Below are 25,117 nucleotides of genomic sequence, written 5' to 3'. Positions count from 1 at the left end.
GGCGATTCGGACTCGGGGGCGGGGATCGTAGAGGAGAGTGTGCGGTTTTGCCCCCAAGATGTGAGGAACGAAGGCGCGCGTGCGCCGGTTCCGTACGGGTGCGCCGAGGGTGCGTGACCCCGGTCACGTTGGCCGGGCAAATCGGACACCATCTTTGTGCACGCGTTCACAAAGACATAGCCTGCATTCGACGGGGCGGTCCAGGAACGTGTGACCGCCTGAAGCCCCGCGCTACCCGCAGGAGCACCGTGGCAACTGGCCGAACTCACCGAACGGCGACCCGCAGCCGAGGGATTCCCGAGGCCACCGTCGCCAGGCTTCCCCTGTATCTCCGAGCCCTCACCGCTCTGTCGGAGCGCTCGGTACCCACGGTCTCCTCCGAGGAACTCGCGGCCGCGGCGGGGGTCAACTCCGCCAAGCTGCGCAAGGACTTCTCGTACCTCGGGTCGTACGGGACGCGCGGTGTCGGCTACGACGTCGAATACCTCGTCTACCAGATCTCCCGCGAGCTGGGTCTGACCCAGGACTGGCCCGTAGTGATCGTCGGGATAGGAAATCTCGGCGCCGCTCTGGCCAACTACGGCGGGTTCGCCTCACGCGGGTTCCGGGTCGCGGCGCTGATCGACGCCGATCCCGCGATGGCCGGTAAGCCCGTTGCCGGGATCCCCGTCCAGCACACCGACCAGCTGGAAAAGATCATCGACGACAACGGTGTGTCGATCGGTGTCATCGCGACCCCCGCCGGGGCCGCCCAGCAGGTCTGCGAGCGGCTCGTCGCCGCCGGTGTGACCTCCATCCTGAACTTCGCGCCGACCGTGCTGTCCGTGCCGGACGGCGTCGACGTACGCAAGGTCGACCTCTCCATCGAGCTGCAGATCCTCGCCTTCCACGAGCAGCGCAAGGCCGGCGAGGAGGCGGAGGCGCAGGCCGACGCCGTGCTCGCGGCCGAGGCGCAGGCCGCCGCGGCGGCCAAGGGGGCCGGGAAAGGGCCCGACGGGGATGTCCCCGCCGTGATGCCGGCATGAGTCTTCTCGTCGTCGGGCTGAGTCACCGCAGCGCTCCGGTCAGCGTCCTGGAGCGCGCCGCGCTGTCCGCGGACGCCCAGATCAAGCTGCTCCAGGACACGGTCGCCGCCGAGCCGGCCACCGAGGCCGCGGTGCTCGCCACCTGCAACCGGATCGAGCTGTACGCCGACGTGGACAAGTTCCACGCCGGGGTCGCAGAGCTCTCCACGCTGCTCGCGCGGCACAGCGGGGTCGGACTGGAAGAGCTCACCCCTTACCTGTACGTGCATTACGAGGACCGGGCCGTCCACCATCTGTTCTCGGTGGCGTGCGGACTCGACTCGATGGTGGTCGGCGAGGGCCAGATCCTCGGCCAGATCAAGGACGTGCTCGCCACCTCGCAGGAACTGCACTCGGCCGGCCGGCTGCTGAACGACCTGTTCCAGCAGGCGCTGCGGGTCGGCAAGCGCGCTCACTCGGAGACCGGCATCGACCGGGCCGGGCAGTCTCTGGTGACCTTCGGCCTGGAGCAGTTCGCCGAGGGTGCGACGGTCGAGGCCTGGGCCCGGGACAAGCGGGTCCTCGTGATCGGCGCCGGCTCGATGTCCTCGCTGGCCGCCGCCACGCTCGCGCGCGCGGGCGTGGCCGAAGTGGTCGTCGCCAACCGGACGTTCGACCGGGCCGAGCGGCTCGCCACGCTGCTCGTGGAGCAGTACGCGCAGGGTTCGGCGAGGGAGGGCGGCACCGACGTGCTTGCCCGTGCCGTGCCGATCGACGCCGTCGCGAATGAACTGACACGTGCCGATGTCGTCGTGTCGTGCACCGGTGCGACCGGTCTTGTTCTCACCGCCGAGGTCGTCGCGACCGCGATGGAGGGGCGTGCGGTCCGGGTGTCTTCCCCCGCTCCGACCCCGGCCTCGGCTCCGGGTGCCGGCGCGCGCGGCGCGAGTGGTGCGTCCGTCGTGCGGGGCGAGCTGTCGCCCACCAGCGTCGGGACCGAGGAGAACTGTCCGCTCGACCCCTCCGCCGCGCAGAGCGTGCAGACCGTGCAGGGCGTGCAGACCGTGCAGGGCACCGCCGGGTTCTCCGTGCTCGGCGAGGCCGCCGTGGCAGGGATGGGCGCGGCCGAGCTCGAACAGCACGCCGCCTGGGTGGACAAGGGCGCGTCGGCGACGGCCGCCGAGGGCCAGCCCGGCTCCGTGGCGCTGCTCGACCCGGCCGCCGAGGCCGAGGCCATCACCGCCCTCGCCGCCGCCGCAGCCCTTCTTGGACGAGTGCCCGAGCGGCGCCGGCCCGAGCCCGTCGCCACGGTGCCCAGGCCCACCCCGGTGCTTTCGCTGCTCGACCTCGCCATGCCCCGTGACATCGACGCGGCCGCGCACCGGCTGCCCGGGGTGCGGCTGGTGGACATCGAGTCCCTCGCCGAGGCGTCCGCCGACGCGCCCATGGCCGCCGACGTGGACCAGGTGCGACGGATCGTCTCCGACGAGGTCGCCGCCTTCGGCGCCGCGCTGCGGGCCGCGCACATCACTCCGACCGTCGTGGCACTGCGCACGATGGCGGCCGACGTCGTCGCGGGCGAGATCGCCCGGCTCGACGGCCGGCTGCCCGGCCTCGACGACAAGCAGCGCAGCGAGATCACCCAGACCGTGCGACGCGTCGTGGACAAACTGCTCCACGCGCCGACCGTACGGGTCAAGCAGCTGGCCGCCGAGCCCGGCGGTGCCGGGTACGCGGACGCACTGCGGACCCTGTTCGACCTGGACCAGGAGACGGTCGCCGCCGTTTCGCGGGCCGAGGGCCGGGACGCCGACACCGACAGTGGTGTGGTCGACGGTCGTCGTGGCGACGGTGGTCTTGACGACAGCGGGCTCGTCGTCGGCAGCAGATTTTCCGACAGCGACAACTTCGAGAGCGCCGAAAACCGAGGGCGAGCATGACTGAGCAGGCACTGAGGCTCGGGACCAGGCGGAGCAGACTCGCCATGGCCCAGTCCGGGCAGGTGGCGGACGCCGTGAGCCAGGTGACCGGACGGCCCGTCGAGCTGGTGGAGATCACGACCTACGGGGACACGTCCCGTGAGCACCTCGCGCAGATCGGCGGCACGGGCGTCTTCGTGACCGCCCTGCGCGACGCGCTGCTGCGCGGGGAGGTCGACTTCGCCGTGCACTCCCTCAAGGACCTGCCGACCGGGCAGCCCGACGAGCTCGCGCTGGCCGCCGTACCCGTCCGCGCGGACGCCCGCGACGTGCTGATCGCACGCGACGGTCTGACGTTCGCCGAGCTTCCGGACGGGGCGAGGATCGGTACCGGCTCGCCGCGTCGCATGGCGCAGCTGAACGCGCATGCGCGCGACCTCGGGCTGACGATCGAGACCGTTCCGATCCGCGGGAACATCGACACGCGGATCGGGTTCGTACGGGGTGGCGAGCTGGACGGTGTCGTACTCGCCGCCGCCGGCCTGCAGCGCGTCGGCCGGACCCATGAAGTGACCGACTTCCTGCCGGTCGACATCATTTTGCCCGCCCCCGGCCAGGGGGCCCTCGCGATCGAGTGCGCCGCGGACAACGCGGACCTCGTCGCTGCGCTCGCCGAGCTCGACGACCCGTACACCCGGGCCGCCGTGACCGCCGAGCGGTCCCTGCTCGCCGCCCTGGAGGCCGGCTGCAGCGCCCCTGTGGGTGCCTTCGCCGACCTGCTGGCCGACGGGCAGATTGTCAAGGAATTGCGCCTGCGCGGCGTCGTCGGCACGACCGACGGCTCGACGCTGGTGCAGTTGTCCACCACCGGTCCCGTGCCCGAGACACATGACCAAGCAATGGCGCTCGGCCGTGAACTCGCTGCCGAGATGCTTGCCAAGGGCGCGGCCGGTCTGATGGGGGAGCGAGTACATTGAGCCCCACCACCCTTCCCATCGGCCTCGAACACGGGCACGTCACCTTCCTCGGTGCCGGACCCGGTGATCCGGGACTGCTGACTCTGCGCGCCGTGGAGGCGCTGGGGAACGCTGATGTCCTGGTCGCCGAACCCGAAGTGCTCGACGTCGTCCGCACGCACGCCAGACGAAACGTCACCGTGCTCGACACCGATACGGGCGCGAGCCCGGACACGCCTCAGCTGAAGGTAGTTGACGGCACGTCAGCCACCTCTGGCGTCCCCGCGTCGAAGGACGCGGCCAATATTGTCATGGAGGCCGCGAGGGGCGGCAGGCGGGTCGTCCGTGCGGTCTCGGGCGACCCTGGACTCGACGCGTACGCGGCCGGCGAGATGCTTGCCTGCGCCGCCGCGGGTGTGCCCTTCGAGGTCGTTCCCGGTGTCGCCGCCGCTGTGGGTGTGCCCGCGTACGCGGGTGTGCCGTTGCGGGACGCCGAGGGTGCGGACGTGCGGTTCGTCGACGCCCGTACCGCGTCCCAGCGCTGCTGGGCCGAGGTCGGGGCGTCCGACGGGACCGTCGTCGTTTCCGCTTCGCTTGATTCCGTGGGGGCCACTGCGGGGGAGCTCGTGGCCGCCGGGCGTAAGCCCGATACCCCCATGACTGTCACCGTCGCCGGTACCACTACGCGGCAGCGGACCTGGTGCGCCACGCTCGGCACCATCGCGCAGACGCTGAAGCAGGCCAAGGTGCTGCCTTCGCCCGAGGGCGGCCGGCCGGTGATAGCCGTGGTCGGTGAGCGTTCCTCCGCAGCGCAGCGCGACCAGCTCTCGTGGTTCGAGTCCAAGCCGCTGTTCGGCTGGAAGGTGCTCGTGCCGCGTACGAAGGAGCAGGCGGCGTCGCTCTCCGACCAGTTGCGGTCGTACGGGGCCGTGCCGCACGAGGTGCCCACGATCGCTGTCGAGCCGCCGCGTACGCCTCAGCAGATGGAGCGGGCGGTCAAGGGGCTCGTCACCGGGCGGTACGAGTGGATCGCCTTCACGTCGGTGAACGCCGTCAAGGCCGTGCGGGAGAAGTTCGAGGAGTACGGGCTCGACGCGCGTGCTTTCGCGGGGATCAAGGTCGCTGCCGTGGGTGAGCAGACTGCCAAGGCTCTGATCGCTTTTGGGGTCAAGCCTGATCTGGTGCCGAGTGGGGAGCAGTCCGCGGCGGGGCTGCTTGAGGACTGGCCGCCGTACGATCCTGTTTTTGATCCGATCGATCGGGTCTTCCTGCCGCGTGCTGACATTGCCACCGAGACATTGGTGGCCGGGCTGATCGAGCTCGGCTGGGAAGTTGACGATGTCACCGCCTATCGGACGGTGAGGGCTTCGCCGCCGCCTGCGGATACGCGTGAGGCGATCAAGGGGGGCGGGTTCGACGCTGTTCTCTTTACGTCGTCCAGCACCGTTCGGAATCTGGTTGGTATTGCCGGGAAGCCTCACAATGTGACCGTTATCGCGTGTATTGGTCCGGCTACCGCGAAGACCGCGGAAGAGCACGGGTTGCGCGTTGACGTCATGTCGCCCGAGCCGTCCGTGCATCGGCTGGCCGAGGCGTTGGCGGAATTCGGGCTTCGGCGGCGGGCTTCCGCTCTTGAGGCCGGGGATCCTGTTACCCGGCCCAGTGAGCGGCGGCCCGGGTCCCGGCGGAGGCGCACCACTACGTAGTCCGTTTGTTGTGGGTCGGTGGGTCGGGGCCGTGCCGGTACGTCGAGTCCGTCGCCTTCCGGGTGTACTGCTGTGCGCCTGGAAGTGTGGGGTTTTTTGCAGGAGCCCTATGCGACGGACTTCGACGTACCGGCACGGCCCGCTCCCGTTGTGCGGCGGGTGCCGGGCTCCGACTGGTCGTCGGCAAAGGCATTGGGTGGGCGGGCGTAGCGTGGCCTTATGACGACGTACGGATCCTTTCCCGGCAGTCGGCCGCGGCGGCTGCGGACCAGTCCTGTGATGCGGCGCATGGTTGCCGAGACCCGGCTGCATCCCGCTGATTTCATCCTTCCCGCTTTCGTGCGTGAAGGTATCTCCGCACCTGTGCCTATTGCCGCGATGCCCGGCGTGGTGCAGCACACCCGGGACAGTTTGAAGAAGGCCGCTGCTGAGGCGGTGGCCGCGGGGGTTTCCGGGATCATGCTGTTCGGTGTGCCGGAGGAAGGTAAGAAGGATGCTGTTGGGACTGCCGGGACCGATCCCGACGGGATCCTGCAGGTTGCCATTCGGGACGTGCGGAGTGAGGTCGGGGACGAGTTGCTGGTGATGTCCGATCTCTGTCTCGACGAGACCACCGATCACGGGCATTGCGGGGTGTTGGACGGGGAAGGGCGTGTCGATAACGACGCGACCCTGGAGCGGTATGCCGAGATGGCTCAGGTACAGGCCGATGCCGGGGCGCATGTGGTGGGGCCCAGTGGGATGATGGACGGTCAGGTCGGGGTCGTTCGCGACGCTCTCGATCAGATCGGGCGCGAGGATGTGGCGGTGCTTGCCTATACCGTCAAGTACTCCTCCGCTTTCTTCGGGCCGTTTCGGGAGGCTGTCGGGTCCTCGTTGAAGGGGGATCGGAAGACCTATCAGCAGGACCCTGCCAATGCGCGGGAATCGTTGCGGGAATTGGCGCTCGATCTCGAAGAGGGCGCCGACATGGTGATGGTGAAGCCCGCCGGGCCTTATCTGGATATCCTCGCGCGTGTTGCGGATGCGGTGGATGTGCCCGTCGTCGCCTATCAGATCTCCGGGGAGTATTCGATGATCGAGGCTGCCGCTGAGAAGGGGTGGATCGATCGGGATGCGGCGATCTTGGAGGCGTTGACCGGGATTCGGCGGGCCGGGGCCCGGAGCGTTCTCACGTATTGGGCCACCGAGGTGGCGCAGAAGCTGCGTTGAGGCGGGCGGGCTCACCACCGATCGGCGGTCGCCCGGGTGCCGGGGGCGGCGTGCTTGGATGGTCCGAGCCGGTGTGGAGATGACCTGCCCCTGCTATGTGGATCCGGGGACGTGGAGAGAGGTGCGGACGGTGGCGGGGGACGAGTTCACGGAGCTGTTGGGGCAGCTGAAGGAGCGGTCCGGGCTCAGTTACGGGGTGTTGGGGAAGCGGCTGCACACGAGTGCGTCCACGCTTCACCGGTACGTCAACGGGGATGCCGTGCCGACGGACTACGCGCCGGTGGAGCGGTTCGCGCGGGTGTGCAGAGCGACCCCCGAGGAGCTGGTGGAGCTGCACCGGCGGTGGGTTCTCGCGGATGCGCGCCGGGGGCAGAAGCCGAGCGAGGGAGCGGCCGGGGCAGAGAGCGAGGTCGCGGTGACGGTCACTGCCGAAGGAGTGACGGAGGACTTGCCGGACGCGGCAGGTTCCGCCGATCTTCTGGTCTCTCCGCGATCCACCGCTTCGGGCTCGCGGCGGCGGCGTACCGTGGTGCTCGCCGGTGCCGCCGTGGCCGCCGCTGTCGTGTCGGTGGCGCTCGTCGCGCAGGTCGTGGCGGGCGACGACGGTGAGGGACGTGAGCAGTCCGTCGGGGCCGCCGCGTCCGCGGACGACCGGCCGGAAGCCACTGTGTCCGCCGGTGCGAAGGACAAGTCCGCCTCACCGTCCGCCTCACGGTCGGAAAGCGCCTCGGCGTCCGCGGCTCCCTCCGCGTCGCGGAGTGGCGGAACGGCCGGGTCGGCGGGGGTCGCCGCGGGTGCGAAGGGTGCCACCGCTCCCATCGTCGCCGTCAACCCGTACAAGTGGGACAGCCCGTGCAGCCAGCACTACCTTGTCGACCGTGAGCCCGAGAAGGTTCCCCCGCCGCCGAGTGAGCCCGACGCGCGCGGGTGGGTCAACGCGCTCGGCGGGGTCGCCGCCGGGCAGCAGATGCTCGCGCTGACCGTCCAGGGCACCGGGAAGTCCACCGTCGTCCTGGACGATCTGCATGTGCGGGTGGTGGACAAGAGCGCGCCGCTCGCCTGGAACGACTTCGCGATGGGCGTCGGGTGCGGTGGCGGTGTGGAGACCACGTCGTTCGGCGTGAACCTCGACGCCGGGCGGCCCGACACCTCGCCCAGGGCCGGGCAGCGCGACTTCCCCTACAAGGTGAGCGAGTCCGACCCCGAGGTCTTCTACATCTTCGCGGACGCGCGGACGTACAACGTGAGCTGGTATCTGGAGCTGGAGTGGTCGAGCGGGGGCAAGAAGGGCACGGTTCGTGTCGACGACGGCGGCAGTCCCTTCCGGACGAGCGGGAACGTGGGGCGGCCCGCCTACAACCAGCCGCTCGGGGACTCCGCCTGGGGGCGCGACGAGTACGAGCCCGATGTGTCGGGCTGAGTCCCTGGAGCCGGGCACTATCAAGTCGCCGCAGGAGTTAGGTTGTTGCCCGTTGATTGACGCGACTCCCCAGGGAGAGGCTCTATGCCCGGTGATGCTCTCAGCCAGGACCCCGCCGAGCTGAGAAGGAGGATCGACACCACCAGGGCGCACCCGGCTCGTGTCTATGACGTCTTTCTCGGGGGCAAGGACAACTACCCGGTCGACCGGGCCGCGGCGGCAGCCGCGCTCGCCGCCAACCCGCGCGGCTATCTCGACGTCCGGCACAACCGCGACTTCCTGCGCCGGGCCGTGCACACGCTGACGGGCGAAGAGGGCATCCGGCAGTACCTGGACATCGGCACCGGCCTGCCGACCCAGGAGAACGTGCACCAGATCGCCCAGCGCATCGCCTCCGACTCCCGTGTCGTGTACGTCGACAACGACCCGGTCGTCCTCGCCCACGCGCGCGCCCTGCTCACCAGCGGACCCGAGGGCCGTACCGACTACATCGACGCCGATCTCCAGAACCCGGCCCAGATCCTCGAAGGCGCCGCCAAGACCCTGGACTTCGACCAGCCGATCGCGCTGGCGCTCGTGGCGATCCTGCACTTCGTCGAGGACGAGCGGGCCTATCCGATCGTCCGTGAACTGATCGACGCGCTGCCCTCGGGCAGCCGGCTCGTGCTCAGCCACCTCACCGAGGACCTCAACGCCGAGAACGTCCGCGCGGTCCAGCGGACGTACACCGAGCGGGGTTTCACCTTCGTGCTGCGGACGAAGGCGGAGGTCGAGCGGTTCCTCACCGAGAACGGTCTTGTGGTGGACGAGCCCGGTGTGGTCCCCGCCCACCACTGGCGGCCCGACAACGCGGCGCCCGTGCCCGAGCAGCCCGAGGCGGGCTACCTCGACGGCCTCGACGACATCGAGAAGGTCCGCTATCGCGACATCAATGACGTGACGGATGCCGATATCAATGTGTACGCGGTCACCGGCCGCAAGCCCTGAGGCCGGCAACCAGCGGCCGGCCGGTCAGTCCCACCAGAAGGTCCAGGAGCGTGCGCCGAGCACCTCGCGCTCGGCGTACGCCCGCAGTGAGGCATGGCCGCTCTGTGTGATGTTGTCCGGGCAGAACGCGTAGTGCTCGGCGGCTATCGCCTCCGCCTCGGCCGGGGTCCTGGGCGGGGCCGCGACGGAGACGATCAGCTGGTCGAAGGTGAGTGCCACGACCCGGACGCCGAAGCGGTCCTCCCAGGAACGCAGGACCGCGCACAGCTCCGCCACGTCATCGGTGAGATTGACCGGACCGCACCAGCCGATGGCGGCCGGGATGTCCGCGCTGCGGCGGGCCGGGACGAGCGCGAGGCGCGGCTCCCTCAGCCGGCTCGCGCCGCCGACGAGCGCGTCCGTCACCTCGGCGGCCCACACGTCCGGGTCGACATCCGGCACGCCCGCCGCGGCGAGGCCGGGCCAGTCGGCGTCCTGCGCCTCGGCCGCGAACTCCTCCCAGAGCTCCGCGAGGACCTCCTCGGCGTCGTGGTCGCCCGGATAGGACGCGAGGTCCGGGTCCAACTCCCACTTGTCCGGGTGCGGTTCGCTGTCCGGCCGCCCGCCGACCAGGACCGGGCACAGGCCCGCCGTGCGGCGCGCGGACGCCAGCCGCAGCCAGTCGCCCGGCGCCGCCGGGGCGTCGGCACGCCACAGCAGCGGTTCGTCCCAGGGGCCCTCGACCGTCGTGTCGAGCAGGGCACCGGGCGGGAGGTCGAGACCGAGCGAGTGGCCGGCCGGGTCGGCCGCGAGCGTCGGCAGCTGGTTCGGAAGAGTCGCCATGCCCGTGACTTTAGAGCCCGCCACTGACAACGGCCCCAGAGGGCGAAACGGTCCGGGCCGCGATGCCCCCGGGGGCCGCCGGCGGTCCGTCAGTCGGTGCCGAACCAGGTCCGCGCGAGCGAGTCCAGCGTCGGCTCCGGCGGCTTCGGCAGCATGCGCAGATACGAGGACAGGTCGCTGTAGACGTGCAGCAGCGTGTACGCCATGACCGTGTGCGGATCGAACGGCGGGCGCCCGTAGGCCTCGTAGAACCGCTTCAGGAGCCGGGGCTGTCCGCACGAGAGGAACAGGCCGACGCTCACGAAGTCGTAGGCGGGGTGGCCGGCCAGCACCGGCTCGAAGTCGAAGAGGCCGGCCAGCCGCCAGCCGTCGGGGTCCACCGTCAGGTGCTCACGCATGAACTCGGTGTGCAGCAGCACCCGTCGCGAAGGGGCGGGCAGCGGGACCGAGTTCAGGAACCACGGGATCTGGTCGAGCCAGACCTCCGGCAGTCCGGCCTCGCGCTGCTGCTGAACCGCGTTCGCGCGCTGCGAGTCGACGAACAGGCCCCAGTCGGACGGACCGACGAGGTCCGAGAGCGGCGCGGGACTCAGCGCGTGCAGCGCCGCGAGCGTCTCACCTGCCTCCGTGACGAGACGGTCCTGGTCCGCCGCCGGGATCCGCGGCCACGCGTCCGCGAGACCCTCGCCGGGCAGCCGGGACATCAGGACGAAGGACCAGCCGTTCTTGTAGGCGCCGGCCGAGTACAACTGCGGTGTGGGGACCGGCAGTTTGCCGTACACATGGCTGAGCATCCGCTCCTCGCGCCGGGCGTCGAGCTTCTCGAAGGCGGGGAACAGCTTCAGTACGTGCGCGGCGCCGATGGAGTACACCGGGAGCGAGCCCTCGATGTAGCGGACCATCTGCTTGGGGACCAGGCCGAGGCGCTCGCACAGGTCCGCCACGGCCGGCCGCAGCAGGGCCTCGTCGCGGACCATCTGGTCCAGCTCATCGCCGGTCTCAACGAGTGGCAGCATGACTGGCGAACACCCTCCGGGCGGCCGGAGTGACGAAGAGGGGCAGTGCGGTGTTCATTGCGCTCCCAGCGTGCGGTTCAACGAGGCTCACGGATTCTGGAGTCGGGGTTGGCGGCCCCGCAGCCTCGCATACTGATGGGTGCGCCCCGACACCTCAACCTTTGGCCAGCGCATTGACGTGCGTGCACGCAGCAGCCCTTCACCCGAACGGGTGAAGGGCCGCCGGCCGATGTGGCTCAGAGGCGGTCGGGCGTCCTGATGCCGAGCAGTGCCATGCCCCGGTGGAGCGTGCGGGCCGTCAGGTCGACGAGGAACAGCCTGTTCTCGACGACCTCCCGCGGGTTCGCGTCGCTCAGCACCTGGCACTGGTCGTAGAACGTCGTCAGGTGCGACGCCAGTTGGTACAGGTACGCGGTCAGCTTGTGCGGCTCGTACCCCGCGGCCACGTCCAGGAGCAGCTCGCCGAACTGGTCCAGGTGCAGTCCCAGCGCACGCTCCGCCGGAGCCAGGGCCAGCTCCGGGTGCGCCACCGGACGCGCGTCCCCGGCCTTGCGCAGAATCGACTGGATACGGGCGTACGCGTACTGGAGGTACACGCTCGTGTCGCCGTTCAGCGACACCATCTGGTCCAGGTCGAACTTGTAGTCCCGGACGGCGGACGTGGAGAGGTCCGCGTACTTCACGGCGCCGACCCCGACGAACCGGCCGTTGTCGACGATCTCCTCCTCGGACAGGCCCATCTTCTCGGCCTTCTCGCGGACCACCGCCGTGGCGCGGTCGATCGCCTCGTCCAGCAGGTCCACCAGCCGGACCGTCTCGCCCTCACGCGTCTTGAACGGCTTGCCGTCCTTGCCGAGGACCGTGCCGAAGGCCAGCTGCCGCGCCTTGGTGTCCCCGTTCAGCCAGTCGGCCCTGCGGGCCGTCTCGAAGACCATCTTGAAGTGCAGGGACTGCCGCGCGTCGACCACGTACAGGAGAGTGTCCGCCTTCAGGTCGAAGACGCGGTTCCTGATCGCGGAGAGGTCGGTCGCCGCGTAGCCGTAGCCGCCGTCCGACTTCCGCACGATCAGCGGGACCTTGTTGCCGTCCGGGCCCAACACGTCGTCGAAGAACACGCACAGGGCGCCCTCCGAGCGGACCGCCACGCCCTTCTCCTCCAGGAGGCGGCACGTCTCGTCCAGCATGTCGTTGTAGCCCGACTCGCCGACGATGTCCGCGTCCCGGATCTCCATGTCCAGCTTCTCGAAGACCGAGAAGAAGTAGACCTTCGACTCGTCCACGAACCGCTGCCAGACGGCGAGGGTGTGCGGGTCGCCGGCCTGGAGGTCGACCACCCTGCGACGCGCCCGATTCTTGAACTCCTCGTCGGAGTCGAAGTGCGCGCGGGCCGCCTTGTAGAGGCGGTTGAGGTTCGACATCGCCTCCTCGCCCGTCTCGGCGGTGGCGGTGTCCCCGGCGGGTTCGCGGTCCAGCTCGTGCGGGTGCTCGTCCAGGTACTGGATGAGCATGCCGAACTGGGTGCCCCAGTCGCCGATGTGGTGCCGCCTGACGACACTCTCGCCGGCGAACTCCAGGACCCGCACGACCGCGTCGCCGATCACCGCGGAGCGGAGGTGGCCTACGTGCATCTCCTTCGCCACGTTCGGCTGGGCGTAGTCGATGACCGTCGTGCCGGGGTGGTCGAGGAGCGGGACACCGAGGCGGTCCGCGGGGTCCGTGGCGCGGGCCGCGAGGTTCCGCGTGATCGCCCGGTCCGTGACCGTGATGTTCAGGAAGCCGGGGCCCGAGACCTCGATGTCCTCGATCAGGTCACCGGTGACGACCCGGTCGACGACCTGGGTCGCGAGGTCCCTCGGGTTGGCCTTCGCCTTCTTCGCCAGGGCGAGGATTCCGTTGGCCTGGAAGTCCGCCCTGTCGCTGCGTCGCAGCAGCGGGTCCGCGTCCGCGGACTCCGGCAGGGCTGCCGTGAGTGCGGTCGTGAGGCGCTGGTGGACGTGGGCGGTGAGGGACGTGACCGAGGCCATGGGGTGGGTGCCGTTCTCCTGATGGGTACGGGTGGGTCCGCCCAGTATCCCACGGGGGGTAAAGGGGTTTTCGCCCCCGCCGCCCCTGCCCTTCCCGTTCACGCATGGGGGCTGCGCCCCCTCGCCCCCGTATCGCGCTGCGCGCTCGTCCTCAAACGCCGGACGGGCTGAGTGGGTGGGGCCGGCCCCCGAAGAAAAGGCGTTTTCGTGGTTGGGGGTGGAGCTGGGACAATGGCGCGGTCAGCCGTGCGAACCGTAGGAAAGAAGGACGTGCCGATCGTGGCTCAGAGCACCGAGACCACCGACTGGGTCTCCCGTTTCGCGGATGAGGTCATCGAGGAGTCGGAACGCCGAGCCCCTGGCAAACCTGTTGTCGTCGCGTCCGGGCTGTCGCCCTCCGGCCCCATCCACCTGGGCAACCTGCGCGAGGTCATGACCCCGCACCTGGTCGCCGACGAGATCAGGCGGCGCGGGCACGAGGTCAGGCATCTGATCTCCTGGGACGACTACGACCGGTACCGGAAGGTGCCCAACGGTGTTCCGGGGGTCGACGCGTCGTGGGCCGAGCACATCGGCCGGCCCCTGACCTCCGTACCCGCCCCGGCCGGGTCCGCGTACCCGAACTGGGCCGAGCACTTCAGGGCCGCCATGGTCGAGGCGCTCGCGGAGATGGGCGTCGAGTTCGACGGGATCAGCCAGACCGAGCAGTACACCTCCGGGGTCTACCGCGAGCAGGTCCTGCACGCGATGAAGCACCGTGGTGACATCGACGCCATCCTCGACCAGTACCGGACCAAGAAGGCCCCCGCGAAGAAGCAGGGGCAGAAGCCCGTCGACGAGGCCGAGCTCGAAGCCGCCGAGGGGTCCGGCGCGGCGGCCGAGGACGACGGCACCGGTTCCGCCGGGTACTTCCCGTACAAGCCGTACTGCGGTGGCTGCGGCAAGGACCTCACCACCGTCACGGCCTACGACGACGACACCACCGAGCTGACGTACAGCTGTACCGAGTGCGCCTTTGCGGAGACCGTCCGGCTCAGCGAGTTCAACCGCGGCAAGCTGGTCTGGAAGGTCGACTGGCCGATGCGCTGGGCCTACGAGGGCGTCGTCTTCGAGCCGAGCGGTGTCGATCACTCGTCCCCGGGGTCCAGTTTCCAGGTCGGCGGGCAGATCGTCGGGAGCGTCTTCGGCGGCAAGCAGCCCATCGGGCCCATGTACGCCTTCGTGGGGATCTCCGGGATGGCGAAGATGTCGTCCAGCAAGGGTGGGGTCCCGACTCCGGGCGACGCTCTGAAGATCATGGAGCCGCAGCTGCTGCGCTGGCTCTACGCCCGTCGCAGGCCCAACCAGTCGTTCAAGATCGCCTTCGACCAGGAGATCCAGCGGCTCTACGACGAGTGGGACAAGCTGGGCGCCAAGGTGGCTGGGGGCACCTCCCCGGCTGCCGGCTCCGGGTCGGGCTCCGCCCTGCCGGGGGACGTCGCCGCCTACGCGCGCGCCATCGGCACCGCGGCCGGTGAACTGGCGAAGACGCCCCGCCCGATGGCCTACCGCACGCTCGCCTCCGTCGCCGACATCACCGCCGGTGCCGAGGACCAGACCCTGCGCATCCTCAGCGAGCTCGACCCCTCGGACCCGATCACCTCGCTCGACGAGGTCCGGCCGCGGCTCGACAAGGCGGAGGCCTGGATCAACACCCAGGTCCCCGCCGACCAGCGGACCGTCGTACGCGAGGAGGCGGACGCCGAACTCCTCAAGTCCCTCGACGACCAGGGCCGTGCCTCACTGCGGCTGCTGCTCGACGGGCTCGACACGCACTGGTCGCTGGACGGGCTCACCCACCTCGTCTACGGCGTTCCGAAGGTCCAGGCCGGCTTCTCCGCCGACGCCACACCCAAGGAACTCCCGGCGGAGATCAAGGTCGCCCAGCGCACGTTCTTCGCGCTGCTCTACCACCTGCTGGTGGGCCGTGACACCGGCCCGCGCCTGCCCACCCTGCTGCTCGCGGTGGGCCAGGAGCGGGTCAGGAAGCTGCTCGGGCAGTAGCACAGGCGTCGGCAGTACTTACTGACCGGCTCGTACGTGAGAGGGGGCGCCCGGGAATCTCCGGGCGCCCCCTCTCACGTACAGCCAGACGTATCACGTACAGCCAGTACGTACTGTCACACGTGCCCGGCTCTACGCGATGTGGTCCTCTTGGAGCTCCGCCGTGTGGCGGTTGGTGAAGCGGTTGACCATCCGGTCGGCCTCGCGCTGCGGGAGCGTGGTGCCGAACGTGTCCTCCACATTGCCCCGGAACTGGCCCGAGGTCGGATAGCTGCCGTCTATCGACTTCTTGAAGACCAGGTAGTAGTCCTCCTCGGTCGGCTCCGTGCCACCGCCCGCACCCAGCTCGCGGGTACGGCCGGGCCCCGACGGGATCGGGAAGGTACCGGTGTCCTCCGGAGAGGGCTCGGGGGCCGGGACCGGAGCCGGGGCCTGCGGCTCCTGCTCCTGCTCCGCGTACTGCCGCTGCGGGAAGGCGTCCTCCTGCTGCGGGAAGGCGTCCTCCTCGAACCGCCGCCGGTCCTGGAACCGCCGCTCGTCCTGGAGCCGTTGCCGCTCCTCGAACTCGTCGGCCTGCTGCTGTTGCGCGTACCACTGGGTGTACGCGGCCTCCGGGTCGTACGTCGGGTCGTAGCCGCCCTGGTACGCGACGGACTGGGGGTCCCGGGCGTGCAGCCACGGGTTCTGCGCCTCGGCGTGGTCCGGCTGCTCGGGGGGCTCGGGGAACTCGTCGCCCGCGGGAGCGGGGCGCCGCGCCCGGTCGGGAGCCGCGTCGTCCCGTACGGCGGGCGCCGCCGCGGGGTTACGGCTGCCCGCGGACGCCTCGGCCGGCTCCAGCGCGGGCTGCGGCGCCGGGGGCAGCAGCGCCGGCTCGATGCCCGCCGCCGCCAGGCCGGAGGGCGCGGTCTCGGCCAGGGGGACGCCGTAGCGGGCGAGCCGCAGGGGCATCAGGGACTCCACCGGGGCCTTGCGGCGCCAGGAACGGCCGAAGCGGGAGCGCAGCCGCGCCTGGTAGACGAGACGTTCCTGCTCCAGCTTGATGACCTGCTCGTAGGAGCGCAGTTCCCACAGCTTCATCCTGCGCCACAGCAGGAACGTGGGGAGCGGGGAGAGCAGCCAGCGGGTGAGGCGTACGCCCTCCATGTGCTTGTCGGCCGTGATGTCCGCGATCCGGCCGATGGCGTGCCGGGCCGCCTCCACGGAGACCACAAACAGGATCGGGATGACCGAGTGCATGCCCACGCCGAGCGGGTCCGGCCAGGCGGCGGCGCCGTTGAACGCGATCGTCGCCGCGGTCAGCAGCCAGGCCGTCTGGCGCAGCAGCGGGAAGGGGATCCTGATCCAGGTGAGGAGCAGGTCGAGTGAGAGCAGGACGCATATGCCCGCGTCGATGCCGATCGGGAACACATAACTGAAGTTCCCGAAGCCCTTCTCCAGGGCCAGTTCGCGGACCGCCGCGTAGGAACCGGCGAAGCCGATAGCTGCGATGACGACCGCTCCGAAGACGACCACTCCGATGAGGATCTTGTGCGTCTTGGTGAGCTCAATAGGCGCGGCCATCCGTACTCCCCTCCCGTTACGACCTGTTGCGCGCAACAGAGTGGCACATGTGTACGGGGTACGGATGCCCGGTACGGGTCGAGCCCGGCCTCCGTGAGGGCCGGGCTCGACCAAATGTCCTGGTAGAGCTGCGAGTGGGACGGCAGCCGAAAGGGACGCGTCGGTGCCGGCTCGGGCCCTGAATCAGTTCTTCTTGGAGGCGGACCTGCTGGCGCTCGCGCTGTCGTCGGAGCCGCCGCCGAGGTCCGAACCCTTGCCGGAACTCTTGCTCGCGGACTTGCTCGGGGAGGCGCTCGCGCCGGCGTCCGACCCGGCCGTGGCCCCGTCACCGCCGCCGTTCGCGGTCACGACCGCCTGGACGGCTTCCTTCGCGGCCTTCTCCGCCGACTTCGTCAGATCGGCCGCCTTCGGGGAGTCGTCGCCCGCGAGGCCGGCGCCGTTGTAGTCGACCGTCACGACGACGTTCTCCACGCGCGTCACGAGCGTCTGCTGCCTGAAGGTGCCTTCCTTCTTCTTCAGGTCGTACGTCACCAGCGTCGCCTCGTTGCCCGTGCCGGACACCGGCTGCGACTTGGTGTTCTTCGCGTCCTCCACCGCACGCGCGTCCTCGGCGTGCTTCGCGTAGTACTCCGAGGCCAGCTTCTCGCCCGTGCCCCGGCTCTGGTCCGACTCGAAACGCAGCAGCGACACGTTCAGCCAGCGGAACTGCGAGCCCTTCACACCCTTGTTGTCCAGGCTGTCCCAGGAGCAGTTGCCGCGTGTGCCGATGTCTTCGGACTTGCCCTCCTTGCCGGACTTGGCGCCCTGGGGGACAAGCTCCTTCAGTGTCTTCGACACGAACACCTTGCACGGCTCGGGGAGCTTCGCGTACGTCGCCTCCTTCACCACCGCGGCCGCCTCCGTGGCGGAGGACGACGCCGAGGAGCCGGACTCCTTCTTCGCGTCGTCGCCGGAGCCGTCGCCGGAGTCCGAGGAGCAGCCGGAGGCGACGAGCATCACCGGGACGGCGGCGGCCCCGGCCAGGATGCGGGTGAGTCGCTGACGGTGTCGCTGTACGGATCGGTGCATGGTTCCTTCACTCAAGACGCTCGGGTGTACGTGCGGACGGCCGCGTTCTGCGCCGGACCGCACTCGGTCGGGTCCGAGGAGCCACGGTAGCCCGAACGGGACATGTGCGGCTCAGCTTCCGCCGAGGCCGAAACCCCCGCCGAACGTCCCTAGTCGCTGAACGACTCGGCGAGCTGACCCGCCAGTTTCCGCGCCCTGTCCTGCATGTCCTCGCTGCTCGGGATGTCCGTCGTGGTCGCCGGCTGCTCGTCGTACTGGATCGTCACGACCACGTTGGACGTGCGGAACACCACAGTCACCGTCCGCTGCTTGGAGTCGTTCAGCGCGTCGTCGAGGAACGCCGTGTTGCCCAGATCTTCGAGCGTGCGGGGCTGGAGGGCGCTCGGCGTGGAGCCGGGGACGCCACTGGCGGAGGGGTCCGTGGAAGGGTCGGCGCTCGCGCTCGCGGAGGAACCGCTGTCGCTGTCGCCGTCGCTGTCACCGGAGGCGTCGTCCGACGCACTGGACGTGCCGGACGCGCCGGCACCGGGGGCCGACCCGGATCCGGACTCGGGCGACTCGGACGCGTCAGGTGCCTTCGATGAAGCGGAGGGCGACGCGGCCGGTGCCGGAAGGTCCGCCGCCACCTCCTTCTTCACGTAGAGCTCCGCCGCGCGGTCGTCGTCGCTCACCGCGTTGTCGTACGAGACCACCCGCTCGAAATCCACCAGCAGATGGTCCGTCGCGGTCGCCGACTCCGCCTTCCAGCGGCAGCCGACCTTCCGGTCCGTGTCGTACGTGACCGTCGCCGTGCCCTCGTAGGCCTCCTCGCGCTGCTCCTCGTCCGTCAGCTGCTCGATGCCCGGCAGCAGCGAGTCCAGAGTGCTCTGCGACACCGCGCCGCAGGGCTCCGGGAGCGTGCGGTACTTGCCCGGCTGCGCCGCGGTGGCCGTCGACGTCGTGCCGCCCGGCTTCGGGTCGTCCTGGCCGCCGCTGTCCGGCGATCCGCCGGTGCAACCGGCCAGCAGCGCCGCGAGGAGCGCGGCGACGCCGGGTACGTACGCCTTCCGCTGCACGGTGGGGCTCCTCTCGACGGGTCGATCGACTGTGCTCACGACCAGGGTGTCCTGTGGTTATTCGGTTGCCGCACGGGGGTGGGCCCTGGAGACAATGTGTATCGCACGCACTGCCGTGGACGCCGGTCCGTTGTCCCAAACGTTGGCCTTGGCGCCGGTTTTGCGATTTAAGACTTCTGTTGGTTTTCCGGGGGAATGAGGACGATATGTCGTACGTGGAGATGCCGGGGGCGAAGGTTCCGATCCGTATGTGGGCGGACCCGGCGTCGGTGGAGGAAGGGGCGATGCAGCAGCTCCGCAACGTCTCCACGCTCCCCTGGATCAAGGGTCTGGCCGTCATGCCGGACGTGCACTACGGAAAGGGTGCGACGGTCGGGTCGGTCATCGCGATGCGGGGTGCGGTGTGTCCGGCGGCGGTCGGGGTGGACATCGGCTGCGGTATGTCCGCGGTCAAGACGTCCCTGACGGCCAACGACCTGCCGGGCGACCTGTCCCACCTGCGGGCGAAGGTGGAGCAGGCGATTCCGGTCGGGCGGGGAATGCATGACAGCCCGGTCGACCCCGGCGGCTTCCACGGGCTTGCCACCGCAGGGTGGGACGACTTCTGGGGGCGGTTCGACGGGGTCGCGGAAGCGGTGAAGTTCCGGCAGGGGCGGGCCACCAGGCAGATGGGCACCCTGGGCGGCGGAAACCACTTCTGGGAGTTCTGCCTCGACTCGGACAACTCGGTCTGGATCATGCTGCATTCCGGTTCCCGGAACATCGGCAAGGAACTCGCGGAGCATCACATCGGTATCGCGCAGAAGCTCTCGCACAACCAGGGGCTGATCGACCGCGACCTCGCCGTATTCATCGCGGACACACCGCAGATGGCGGCGTACCGGCACGATCTCTTCTGGGCGCAGGAGTACGCGAAGCGCAATCGCGCGATCATGATGGCGATCTCGAAGGACGTCGTCCGCCGGGAGTTCAAGAAGGCGAAGGTGACCTTCGAGCCGGAGATCTCGTGCCATCACAACTACGTGAGCGAGGAGCGGTACGAGGGCATGGACCTGCTGGTCACCCGCAAGGGTGCCATCCGTGCGGGCTCCGGCGAGTACGGCATCATCCCGGGTTCCATGGGCGCCGGTTCGTACATCGTGAAGGGTCTCGGCAACGAGAAGGCGTTCAACTCCGCCTCGCACGGCGCGGGTCGGCGGATGAGCCGTAACGCTGCCAAGCGTCGCTTCACGACCAAGGACCTGGAGGAGCAGACGCGGGGCGTGGAGTGCCGTAAGGACTCCGGTGTCGTGGACGAGATCCCGGCCGCGTACAAGCCGATCGAGCAGGTCATCGACCAGCAGCGGGATCTGGTCGAGGTGGTGGCGAAGCTGAAGCAGGTCGTGTGCGTGAAGGGTTGACGATTCCTTGCCGTGGAATTCATGCCGCGTGTATCCATGCCGTGTGATTTCATGCGGCATGGATTTCGCCGTGCCGTGCCGTGGGGCGTCGGGTTTCGCTGCTACTCCGCGTGCATGACCGCGTAGATCATGACGAACGCCACTATGTGGATGCCGAAGAGGAAGTACGCGAGGTACCACCAGACATAGCGTTCGTCCTTCTTCTCCTGGGCCAGGCGGCGTTGCTCCTGGGTGGGGGGCTCGGTGTCCGGCACTACAGCTCCCTGTGGACCTTCGTGTTGGAGGCCTGGGCCCGGGGGCGTACGACCAGCAGGTCGATGTTGACGTGCGAGGGGCGCGTGACCGTCCAGGTGATCGTCTCGGCGACGTCCTCGGCGGTGAGGGGCTCGGCCACCCCGGCGTAGACCTTCGCCGCCTTCTCGGTGTCCCCGCCGAAGCGGGTCAGGGCGAACTCGTCGGTCCGCACCATGCCGGGGGCGATCTCGATGACCCGGACCGGTGTGCCGACGATCTCCAGACGGAGGGTCTCGGCGAGGACGTGCTCGGCGTGCTTGGCGGCCACATAGCCGCCGCCGCCCTCGTAGGTGCCGTGGCCCGCGGTCGAGGAGACGACGACCACCGTGCCGTCGCCGGACGCGGTCAGCGCCGGGAGGAGGGCCTGGGTGACGTTGAGGGTCCCGATGACGTTCGTCTCGTACATCTGGCGCCACTCCGCGGGGTCGCCGGACGCGACCGGGTCGGCGCCGAGCGCGCCGCCCGCGTTGTTGATCAGGACGCCGATCTTCTTGAAGGCCGTCGCGAACTCGTCGACCGCCGCACGGTCGGTGACGTCCAGCGCGTACGCCATCGCCTCGCCGCCCGCCGCGCCGATCTCCTCCGCGAGCGCCTCGATACGGTCCTTGCGGCGGGCCGTGAGGACCACCCGGTAGCCCGCGGCCGCCAGCTGCCGGGCCGTCGCGGCACCGATTCCGCTGCTCGCGCCGGTGACGACGGCGATACGGGACGCGGCGGCGGGCGCGGTGGATGCGGCGGCGGTCATGGGGTGCTCCTCGGCGGAGGGGGGCGGGCGGGGCGAACTGCGGCCGCCGCTCGCTCGTACGGTCGATTGCTCTCCCGGCCAGGATAGGCGGGCGGGGAGGCGGGGAGGGCGTACGGGCGGGGGCGCGGCCGTCGGCGACGCGCGGTGCGGCGGGCGTCTCACCTGATGGGCGGCGCCTGCCGGGCGGCCGGGGTGGCACAGGTCGCGGTGTTACTCGCGCTTCTTGAAAGATTGCGCCGTTCCCCGTGCCCCTGAACAGAATGCGCCGTTCCCCACGCCCCTTGGGAGCTTGCGCCGTTCCTCGCGTTCCTCAGGGGGTGGGGGGTGGGGGTGGGGAATAGTCCGGGTGCGGGGTTCGTTCATGGGTATAGTTGAATCGTCAACAACCTGAAGGATGAGGTAGCCATGCAGTTCGGGATCTTCACCGTCGGCGATGTCACGCCGGACCCCACCACGGGCCGGACCCCGTCCGAGCATGAGCGGATCAAGGCCATGGTCGCCATCGCGCAGAAGGCCGAGGAGGTCGGGCTCGACGTCTTCGCGACCGGTGAGCACCACAACCCGCCGTTCGTGCCGTCGTCGCCGACCACCATGCTCGGCTGGGTCGCCGCCCGCACCGAGAACCTCATCCTCTCCACCTCCACCACCCTCATCACCACCAACGACCCGGTGAAGATCGCCGAGGACTTCGCGATGCTCCAGCACCTCGCGGACGGGCGCGTGGACCTGATGATGGGGCGCGGGAACACCGGCCCGGTCTACCCCTGGTTCGGCAAGGACATCCGCCAGGGCATCAACCTCGCCGTCGAGAACTACGCCCTGCTGTACCGGCTGTGGCGCGAGGAGACGGTGACCTGGGAGGGCAAGTTCCGTACGCCGCTGCAGTCGTTCACCTCGACGCCGCGGCCGTTGGACGGCGTGCCGCCGTTCGTCTGGCACGGCTCGATCCGCTCGCCGGAGATCGCCGAGCAGGCCGCGTACTACGGGGACGGGTTCTTCCACAACAACATCTTCTGGCCGGCCGACCACACCAAGCAGATGGTCGAGCTGTACCGGTCGAGGTACGCGCACTACGGGCACGGCACGCCCGAGCAGGCGATCGTCGGGCTCGGCGGGCAGATCTTCATGCGGCGCAACTCGCAGGACGCGGTGCGGGAGTTCCGGCCGTACTTCGACAACGCGCCGGTGTACGGGCACGGGCCGTCGCTGGAGGAGTTCACCGAGCAGACACCGTTGACGGTCGGCTCGCCGGAGCAGGTGATCGAGAAGACGCTGGCCTTCCGGGACTACGCCGGTGACTACCAGCGGCAGTTGTTCCTCGTGGACCATGCCGGGCTGCCGTTGAAGACCGTGCTGGAGCAGATCGACATGCTGGGCGAGGAGGTCGTGCCCGTGCTGCGGGAGGAGTTCGCCAAGGGGCGGCCGGCCGGGGTGCCGGATGCGCCTACGCATGCGGCGCGGGTCGCTGCCGCCGCGGCGGCCGAGGCGGGCCAGGAGGTGACCGCGTCATGAAGCTGGTCGTCGTCTCGGCGGGGCTGAGTGTTCCGTCGTCCACGCGGTTGCTGGGGGACCGGCTTGCCGCGGCGGTCGTGGGGCGGGCGTCCGCGGCGGCTCCGGCCGAGGGTGAGGGCAAGGGTGAGGGCAAGGTCGAGGTCGAGGTGGTCGAGCTGCGTGATCTCGCGGTCGAGATCGCGCACAACCTCACCACCGGGTTTCCGGGGCCGGCGCTCGGTGCGGCGTTGTCCGCGGTGGCGGCGGCGGACGGGCTGATCGTTGTGACGCCGGTCTTCTCCGCCTCGTACAGCGGGCTGTTCAAGTCGTTCTTCGACGTGCTGGACCGTGACGCGCTGGCGGGGAAGCCGGTGCTGGTGGCCGCGACCGGGGGGTCGGCTCGGCACTCGCTGGTGCTGGAGCATGCGATGCGGCCGTTGTTCGCGTATCTGCGGGCGGTGGTTGTGCCTACCGGGGTTTACGCGGCTTCGGAGGACTGGGGGGCGGAGGGGTTGGCCGAGCGGATCGGGCGGGCCGCGGGGGAGTTGGTTGCGCTGATGGGGAGCGGTGGGCCGGTTGTGCCCGCGCCGTCTGCCGCGCCGTCTGCCGCGCCCTCTGCGGCGCCGGTGGGGGAGCGGGTCGGGGGCGTCCAGGTCGGTGGGTTCGACGTGGTGCCCTTCGCGGAGCGACTTGCCGCGTTGCGGGTCCCGTAGGGGGTTCGGGTGCGGGCGGTGGGGGTTTGTTGCGCAGTTCCCCGCGCCCTTGAGAGGGGGTGTGCCGGTGTGGCCCTGGGTGTTCGGGTGCGGGCGGTGGGGGTTGGCCGCGCAGTTCCCCGCGCCCCTTGAAGGGGCTGCGCCCCTCAGGGACACCCTCACTGGGCCGCAGTCGAGTTTCGGGCCCCCGCCCCATCCCCCTGGGGGCGCGGGGAACTGCGCGACAAGCTCCCGTCGGGCCGCAGCCGAATCGCCGGCCGGCCCCGCCCGGCCCTGCCTGTGCCTCAGGGTCCCGTCGTTCGTGGGTCGGGGAGGTGGGGGCGGCCCGGTAGCGCGCGGCGCACTCTGCGGGTCTGGCGGCGGGTCCAGACGGCCGCGCGGGAACAGCCCCGGGCCCACGCCCGCCGCCCCCGAGTCGACATCAGCTCCGCCAACAGATCCTCGTAGCGGGCCACGATCGGCTCGGCGTCGTAGCGGTGCGAGCTCGCCAGCGCCGCCTCGCCCATCGCCCGGCGCAGCGGCTCGTCCGTGATCAGGTCGAGCATCGCCTCGGCCAGCGCGCGGGCGTCCCCGACGGGGACCAGCCGCCCGTCGACGCCCTCGGTGATGATCTCCGCCGGCCCCAGCGGACAGTCCGTGCTGATCACCGGCACCCCGCAGCGCATCGCCTCGACCAGCGTCATCCCGAACGACTCCGCGTCCGAGGCCGAGACCACCAGCGCCGACTTCGCGAACTCCGCCTCGATGGGTGTGCGCGGGCCCATGAGGCGGACGTGCCCCGAGAGCCCGAGACCGTCGACCAGGTCCTGGAGGTGGTCGCGCCGCGCGCCGCCGCCGTAGATCCGCAGCCGCCAGTCCGGCTCCTTCGAGGCGACCGCCGAGAAGGCCTCTATCAGCAGGTCGAAGCGTTTGCCGGGGACCAGCCGGCCCGCCGCGGCCACCACCTTCGTCGTCGCGTCGCGGGTGATGCCCCCGGGCGCCGGCACGATGTTCGGCACCGCCGCGACCCGTACGCCCGGCAGGGGCATCCGCTGCCGGTACACCTCCGCGTCCGCCTCCGTCGTCGTCACGACCGCGTCCAGCCGGCGGTAGTGCCGCGCCAGCACGCCCCGCAGCCGCTTGGAGTGCGAGTCGTGCCGCAGGTGTTCCTGGGCTATGCGCAGGGCCCGGCGCGGCGCGAAGAGGGCGACGTAGACGTTGATACCGGGCCGGGTGCCGATGATCACGTCGGCGTCGCAGCCGGTCAGGTGGGCGGCGGCCCGCCGGTCGGTGAGGCGCGTGTACTGCTCGTACCGTTTGTCGGAGTTCGGGAAGTCCGTGGCCGCGAGGGCGTACTCCGGGTCGGTGAGGTCCGCGCTGCCGTCCCGTTCGTCGACCAGCGGTACGACCGTGATCCGCGGGTCGATGGTGAACCGCGGCTCGTCCCGGTGCCGCCGCATCGACACGATCTCCACGTCGTGGCGGTCGGCCAGCGCCGCCGCGAGGTTGAGCGTCGTACGGACGGTCCCCCCGATGGCGTACGCGTTGTGCAGCAGGAACACGACCTTCGTGCGGCCCGTACGGCCGCGCCCCCTACGGCTCATTCGCTTCGCGGCCTGCTCGCCTGCCGTACGCTCCGTGCGTTCCGTACGCTCCGTGCGCCCAGTGCGCTTCATCGGTGCGTGGCCCTCCCCGTCGCGGCG

General features: G+C 70.1%; 20 protein-coding genes. 11 read left to right on the top strand and 9 right to left on the bottom strand.

Annotated elements, in window-relative coordinates:
• Window positions 1-248 precede the first annotated feature (248 nt).
• The 7 genes from ACIOKD_RS17515 (at window position 249) to ACIOKD_RS17485 (ending at window position 9,204) form a co-directional block, all read left to right on the top strand.
• A complete protein-coding gene (locus tag ACIOKD_RS17515) occupies window positions 249-1,025 on the top strand; it encodes a redox-sensing transcriptional repressor Rex (protein ID WP_402084287.1) in 777 nt (258 codons plus the stop codon).
• Window positions 1,022-2,944: a glutamyl-tRNA reductase gene (locus ACIOKD_RS17510; protein ID WP_402084285.1), complete on the top strand. Its 1,923-nt coding sequence runs from the start codon at window positions 1,022-1,024 to the stop codon at window positions 2,942-2,944. Before ACIOKD_RS17515 ends, ACIOKD_RS17510 begins: the two co-directional genes overlap by 4 nt.
• Entirely contained in the window at window positions 2,941-3,900 is a 960-nt protein-coding gene (gene hemC, locus ACIOKD_RS17505) for a hydroxymethylbilane synthase (protein WP_402084282.1), read from the top strand. Before ACIOKD_RS17510 ends, hemC begins: the two co-directional genes overlap by 4 nt.
• Complete coding sequence (locus tag ACIOKD_RS17500; protein ID WP_402084279.1) at window positions 3,897-5,585, top strand: uroporphyrinogen-III synthase; 1,689 nt, start codon at window positions 3,897-3,899, stop codon at window positions 5,583-5,585. Before hemC ends, ACIOKD_RS17500 begins: the two co-directional genes overlap by 4 nt.
• 219 nt (window positions 5,586-5,804) lie before the next feature.
• Window positions 5,805-6,797, top strand: a complete 993-nt coding sequence (hemB, locus tag ACIOKD_RS17495) for a porphobilinogen synthase (RefSeq protein WP_402084277.1) — start codon at window positions 5,805-5,807, stop codon at window positions 6,795-6,797.
• Between the two features lie 130 nt (window positions 6,798-6,927).
• Entirely contained in the window at window positions 6,928-8,217 is a 1,290-nt protein-coding gene (locus tag ACIOKD_RS17490) for a helix-turn-helix domain-containing protein (RefSeq protein ID WP_402084274.1), read from the top strand.
• An 84-nt stretch (window positions 8,218-8,301) separates the two neighbouring features.
• Window positions 8,302-9,204, top strand: coding sequence for an SAM-dependent methyltransferase (locus tag ACIOKD_RS17485; protein ID WP_402084272.1), 903 nt, complete (start codon window positions 8,302-8,304; stop codon window positions 9,202-9,204).
• Between the two features lie 24 nt (window positions 9,205-9,228).
• Here ACIOKD_RS17485 and ACIOKD_RS17480 read toward each other — a convergent pair whose 3' ends face one another.
• From ACIOKD_RS17480 to argS, 3 genes are all read right to left on the bottom strand, one after another.
• A complete protein-coding gene (locus ACIOKD_RS17480; RefSeq protein ID WP_402084269.1) occupies window positions 9,229-10,026 on the bottom strand; it encodes a DUF4253 domain-containing protein in 798 nt (265 codons plus the stop codon).
• 89 nt (window positions 10,027-10,115) lie between these two features.
• A complete protein-coding gene (locus tag ACIOKD_RS17475) occupies window positions 10,116-11,042 on the bottom strand; it encodes a phosphotransferase family protein (protein WP_402084266.1) in 927 nt (308 codons plus the stop codon).
• A 236-nt stretch (window positions 11,043-11,278) separates the two neighbouring features.
• Window positions 11,279-13,066, bottom strand: a complete 1,788-nt coding sequence (argS, locus tag ACIOKD_RS17470; protein WP_402084264.1) for an arginine--tRNA ligase — start codon at window positions 13,064-13,066, stop codon at window positions 11,279-11,281.
• A 270-nt stretch (window positions 13,067-13,336) separates the two neighbouring features.
• Between argS and lysS the strand changes: the two genes are divergently transcribed.
• The gene (lysS, locus tag ACIOKD_RS17465) at window positions 13,337-15,109 is read left to right on the top strand and encodes a lysine--tRNA ligase (RefSeq protein WP_402084374.1); all 1,773 of its coding nucleotides are present in this window, start codon (window positions 13,337-13,339) and stop codon (window positions 15,107-15,109) included.
• 132 nt (window positions 15,110-15,241) lie between these two features.
• Here the strand turns inward: lysS and ACIOKD_RS17460 are convergent, their stop codons facing one another.
• The 3 genes from ACIOKD_RS17460 to ACIOKD_RS17450 form a co-directional block, all read right to left on the bottom strand.
• Window positions 15,242-16,669: a DUF2637 domain-containing protein gene (locus ACIOKD_RS17460; protein WP_402084261.1), complete on the bottom strand. Its 1,428-nt coding sequence runs from the start codon at window positions 16,667-16,669 to the stop codon at window positions 15,242-15,244.
• A gap of 183 nt (window positions 16,670-16,852) precedes the next feature.
• Window positions 16,853-17,737, bottom strand: coding sequence for a DUF3558 family protein (locus ACIOKD_RS17455; RefSeq protein ID WP_402084259.1), 885 nt, complete (start codon window positions 17,735-17,737; stop codon window positions 16,853-16,855).
• A gap of 149 nt (window positions 17,738-17,886) precedes the next feature.
• Complete coding sequence (locus ACIOKD_RS17450; protein WP_402084371.1) at window positions 17,887-18,792, bottom strand: DUF3558 domain-containing protein; 906 nt, start codon at window positions 18,790-18,792, stop codon at window positions 17,887-17,889.
• Window positions 18,793-18,998: 206 nt separating this feature from the next.
• On the opposite strand from ACIOKD_RS17450, the gene ACIOKD_RS17445 reads away from it, so the two are divergent.
• A complete protein-coding gene (locus ACIOKD_RS17445) occupies window positions 18,999-20,192 on the top strand; it encodes an RtcB family protein (protein WP_402084256.1) in 1,194 nt (397 codons plus the stop codon).
• A 101-nt stretch (window positions 20,193-20,293) separates the two neighbouring features.
• Here the strand turns inward: ACIOKD_RS17445 and ACIOKD_RS17440 are convergent, their stop codons facing one another.
• Window positions 20,294-20,446 carry a hypothetical protein gene (locus ACIOKD_RS17440; RefSeq protein ID WP_402084253.1) on the bottom strand — a complete coding sequence of 51 codons (153 nt, stop codon included), beginning with the start codon at window positions 20,444-20,446 and terminating at the stop codon, window positions 20,294-20,296.
• Window positions 20,446-21,231 carry an SDR family NAD(P)-dependent oxidoreductase gene (locus ACIOKD_RS17435; protein WP_402084251.1) on the bottom strand — a complete coding sequence of 262 codons (786 nt, stop codon included), beginning with the start codon at window positions 21,229-21,231 and terminating at the stop codon, window positions 20,446-20,448. Before ACIOKD_RS17435 ends, ACIOKD_RS17440 begins: the two co-directional genes overlap by 1 nt.
• A 405-nt stretch (window positions 21,232-21,636) precedes the next feature.
• Here ACIOKD_RS17435 and ACIOKD_RS17430 point away from each other — a divergent pair, with 405 nt between their 5' ends.
• Together ACIOKD_RS17430 and ACIOKD_RS17425 are read left to right on the top strand one after the other, a co-directional pair.
• Window positions 21,637-22,743 (top strand): LLM class flavin-dependent oxidoreductase, encoded by a 1,107-nt coding sequence (locus tag ACIOKD_RS17430; RefSeq protein WP_402084248.1) that lies wholly within the window; start codon window positions 21,637-21,639, stop codon window positions 22,741-22,743.
• The gene (locus tag ACIOKD_RS17425) at window positions 22,740-23,435 is read left to right on the top strand and encodes a CE1759 family FMN reductase (RefSeq protein ID WP_402084245.1); all 696 of its coding nucleotides are present in this window, start codon (window positions 22,740-22,742) and stop codon (window positions 23,433-23,435) included. The genes ACIOKD_RS17430 and ACIOKD_RS17425 overlap by 4 nt, the downstream gene beginning before the upstream one ends.
• Window positions 23,436-23,719: 284 nt before the next feature.
• Here the strand turns inward: ACIOKD_RS17425 and ACIOKD_RS17420 are convergent, their stop codons facing one another.
• Window positions 23,720-25,018 (bottom strand): glycosyltransferase family 4 protein, encoded by a 1,299-nt coding sequence (locus tag ACIOKD_RS17420; protein WP_402084368.1) that lies wholly within the window; start codon window positions 25,016-25,018, stop codon window positions 23,720-23,722.
• Window positions 25,019-25,117: the final 99 nt, after the last annotated feature.

Origin of the sequence: Streptomyces sp. NPDC087844, from assembly GCF_044742785.1 — a bacterium.
In the GTDB taxonomy this organism is placed as follows: domain Bacteria; phylum Actinomycetota; class Actinomycetes; order Streptomycetales; family Streptomycetaceae; genus Streptomyces.
The sequence above is the reverse complement of the archived record's forward strand: the minus strand, read 5'-3'. Positions and strand labels throughout refer to the sequence as shown.

Coding starts and splice junctions, on each gene's coding strand:
- ACIOKD_RS17510 (WP_402084285.1), top strand. CDS start 1,022: ATGAGTCTTCTCGTCGTCGGGCTGAGTCACCGCAGCGCTCCGGTCAGC.
- hemC (WP_402084282.1), top strand. CDS start 2,941: ATGACTGAGCAGGCACTGAGGCTCGGGACCAGGCGGAGCAGACTCGCC.
- hemB (WP_402084277.1), top strand. CDS start 5,805: ATGACGACGTACGGATCCTTTCCCGGCAGTCGGCCGCGGCGGCTGCGG.
- ACIOKD_RS17485 (WP_402084272.1), top strand. CDS start 8,302: ATGCCCGGTGATGCTCTCAGCCAGGACCCCGCCGAGCTGAGAAGGAGG.
- ACIOKD_RS17480 (WP_402084269.1), bottom strand. CDS start 10,026: ATGGCGACTCTTCCGAACCAGCTGCCGACGCTCGCGGCCGACCCGGCC.
- ACIOKD_RS17475 (WP_402084266.1), bottom strand. CDS start 11,042: ATGCTGCCACTCGTTGAGACCGGCGATGAGCTGGACCAGATGGTCCGC.
- argS (WP_402084264.1), bottom strand. CDS start 13,066: ATGGCCTCGGTCACGTCCCTCACCGCCCACGTCCACCAGCGCCTCACG.
- ACIOKD_RS17460 (WP_402084261.1), bottom strand. CDS start 16,669: ATGGCCGCGCCTATTGAGCTCACCAAGACGCACAAGATCCTCATCGGA.
- ACIOKD_RS17455 (WP_402084259.1), bottom strand. CDS start 17,737: ATGCACCGATCCGTACAGCGACACCGTCAGCGACTCACCCGCATCCTG.
- ACIOKD_RS17445 (WP_402084256.1), top strand. CDS start 18,999: ATGTCGTACGTGGAGATGCCGGGGGCGAAGGTTCCGATCCGTATGTGG.
- ACIOKD_RS17435 (WP_402084251.1), bottom strand. CDS start 21,231: ATGACCGCCGCCGCATCCACCGCGCCCGCCGCCGCGTCCCGTATCGCC.
- ACIOKD_RS17430 (WP_402084248.1), top strand. CDS start 21,637: ATGCAGTTCGGGATCTTCACCGTCGGCGATGTCACGCCGGACCCCACC.
- ACIOKD_RS17425 (WP_402084245.1), top strand. CDS start 22,740: ATGAAGCTGGTCGTCGTCTCGGCGGGGCTGAGTGTTCCGTCGTCCACG.
- ACIOKD_RS17420 (WP_402084368.1), bottom strand. CDS start 25,018: ATGAGCCGTAGGGGGCGCGGCCGTACGGGCCGCACGAAGGTCGTGTTC.